At 70.7% G+C, this 2,070-nt stretch carries 2 protein-coding genes and 2 pseudogenes; all 4 read right to left on the reverse strand.

Annotation, left to right across the window (positions count from 1 at the left end; genetic code table 11):
• Nucleotides 1-196 (reverse strand): annotated as a pseudogene (locus ABEB12_RS35960) (phosphoenolpyruvate carboxykinase (GTP)); the annotation flags it as partial.
• A gap of 115 nt (nucleotides 197-311) precedes the next feature.
• Complete coding sequence (locus ABEB12_RS35965) at nucleotides 312-1,178, reverse strand: hypothetical protein (protein ID WP_345703443.1); 867 nt, start codon at nucleotides 1,176-1,178, stop codon at nucleotides 312-314.
• A 115-nt stretch (nucleotides 1,179-1,293) separates the two neighbouring features.
• Nucleotides 1,294-1,506: a hypothetical protein gene (locus ABEB12_RS35970; RefSeq protein WP_185061010.1), complete on the reverse strand. Its 213-nt coding sequence runs from the start codon at nucleotides 1,504-1,506 to the stop codon at nucleotides 1,294-1,296.
• Between the two features lie 151 nt (nucleotides 1,507-1,657).
• Nucleotides 1,658-2,070, reverse strand: a pseudogene (locus tag ABEB12_RS35975) (formate hydrogenase); the annotation flags it as partial.

Consider the following 2,070-nt stretch of genomic DNA (forward strand, 5'->3'; position numbering starts at 1 on the left):
GCCGGACCAGAGTGCCCGCGCTGACCAGCTCGGTGGTCAGCCGGCGCCACTCGTCATCCGACCCCTCACACCACACGACCCGGTCCGGGGTGGTCAGCTCGGCCACCTCGCTGACCCAGTCGAGAAGTTCTCGGTGTTCGGTCGGCGGGTGTTCCAGACCGGGGCGCGCGGCGGCTCGGGTCGGGCTGGCGGTCATATCACGTTCTCCTCGTGAAGCGTGGTGACGGCGTTACGGGTGACGGCCGCGTGTAGGGCGGCGGCGTGTGTGACGGCGGTAGTGGGTGCAGCCGGGGTCGCCGTGCGGCCGATGATCACGGCCGCGGGATGGTCGGCGGGGTGGGGTGAAGTGCCCGGGTCGCGGCGTCCGCGATCCGGGCGGCCAACGCGCCGCTGGGTCCGGGCGGGCGGGGCCGGCCTGGTGGGGCGGCCATCACCAACGCGAACACGCACGCCAGCAGCACCTCGTCGTAGCGATCCCGGTACACGGTGTGATCGGTGGCCGGCATCTCGACCAGGGCACGGGTCAACCCCGGCAGCACACTCAGCGGGTCCAGCGGCTCGGGTGTGAGCACCACCGGGTCGCTGTGCGCCGCACACACCGACGACAGCCCGGGCGCCCTGGCCAGCAGGTTGATCACCACATCGGCATGCGCGGCGATGCTCATCAGCGAACAGGTGGTGGCGTCCTCGAGGTTCCAGCTGGTGATATCCCCAACCCCCACGCCGATCAGCAGTGGGCACAACGCCGGCATCGCGCTGGCGCCGGCGATGACCACTCTGCTGTGCGCGGGCGCCCGCCCGGACCGGTTCAACGCGGTCACGGTCGCCGCGGCCAGACCGACCGCGACAACGTCTGAGACCGGCACCACAGGCACATCGGCGATCATGCGCATCGCCGGCGCCCGCTCCGGCGCGCAGTGAGCGAGCACGAGGACCGCGATCTCCGGTGAGCGCTCGCACAAGGCCAGCAGTTGGCCGACAAGACCCGCGCTGTCGCGGACCGGATCGCACAGGACCTCCCGGGTCACGATCCCCGTGAAGTGCTCGATCGCCGTGCCGTAACGGCCAAACGCTCCGTCGCCCACCGTCACGGCGGACGCGGCGGCCCGCCGCGTGTGCTCGCCACCGCGCTCCCTGATCACGGCAATGGTCCGCGCGGGTGGTGTGGGCGTGCTCACCGCGACCGGTCCCCACCGGCCGGCCAGCGTCGTGACGCTGACCGGGCCGGGCCTGTCAAGGCCGTGACACGCTCTGTGTTCACCAACCGCACTCCTGCCCGTCGATGCCGCCCAGTCAATGGCGGGTGGACGTGACCAGCGCCGCGACGGCGGGGTCCTCGACCCAGCCCTGTGTGTCGACGCCGTGGCGGGCGGCCAGCTCGAAAAGCTCCGCCAACCGGGCCACGTAGAACTCGGCCCGTCCGTCGTTTCCGCCCTCACGGGCCGCGCACATCTCGCGCACGGCCTCCTCGACCCGGTCCCGCAGGACCGCCTGGAACTGGCTCATCGCCTCACTTCTCTTCCGCCCCCGCGCGCGTCACGCTGCGGGAGATCAATCGTCTTCGCATTTAACGAATCTTGCAAGTGCTGGATCGTGCAAGGTGCCATAGTCCACTATGTCGGGCCAGCGAGGGCCGGTGCTCGCGGTGAGCTCACGGTTAGAGGTCGTTGCCGGGGTAGGAGAGGTTGAAGCTTTTGTTGGTGAGGGGGAAGTCGGGGACGATCGTGTCGGAGAGCGCGACGGGCAGCGCGGGCCAGTTGAAGAAGCTGGGGTCGACGATCTTCACGCGGGTCAACCTGCCGTCGGGGGCGAGTTCGACGCGGTGGGTGACGGCGCCGCGCCAGCCCTCCACGATCCCCACACCGGAACGCGGTCCCCGATCGGGCGGGTTGTCGGCGGGGCGCGCCGGGGCAGTGGCGGTGAGGCGTCCGTCCAGTACCTCGACCAGTGAGGTGATCAGGGCGAGAGATGCGCTGATTTCCTCGGCGCGGACCACGAAGCGGGCCAGCACGTCACCGCGGGTGTGGGTGTGTCGGGTGCGTGTCCACGGGTCGGGTAGGGCGGGGTGGT

Source organism: Actinospineispora eucalypti (assembly GCF_039543365.1).
Lineage (GTDB): Bacteria > Actinomycetota > Actinomycetes > Mycobacteriales > Pseudonocardiaceae > Pseudonocardia > Pseudonocardia eucalypti.